The sequence below is a fragment of the Seonamhaeicola marinus genome (assembly GCF_008085455.1).
In genome coordinates, this window is record NZ_VSDQ01000327.1 from 1 (window position 1) to 442 (window position 442).

Annotated in this window: 1 pseudogene; it reads right to left on the reverse strand. The window is 35.7% G+C overall.

Annotated features, from left to right (window positions below):
- A pseudogene (locus FUA24_RS04210) lies at positions 1–442 on the reverse strand (1,4-alpha-glucan branching enzyme); the annotation flags it as partial.

Below are 442 nucleotides of genomic sequence, written 5' to 3' on the forward strand. Positions count from 1 at the left end.
AAAGTAGGCGTAAATTAGCAAAACGTTGCCACTCATCACCAGGCATTCTGCCTAAAATAGAGTTTTTACCATAAACAACTTCATCATGCGATAAAGGCAGCATAAAATTTTCAGTAAAGGCGTAAGCTAAGCTAAAAGTAATTTCGTTGTGGTGATATTTTCTGTAAACAGGATCTTTAGCAAAATATTCTAAAGTATCATGCATCCAACCCATCATCCATTTCATACCAAAGCCTAATCCGCCAAGGTTTGTTGGTTTTGAAACCATGGGAAATGCTGTAGATTCTTCGGCAATGGTTTGTACATCAGGAAACGTTTTGTAAACTTCTTTATTTAGTTCTTTTAAAAAGTCTATAACTGCTAAATTTTCTCTGCCACCGTATATGTTTGGTTCCCACTCGCCATCTTCTCTAGAATAATCTAAAAATAGCATAGATGCAAC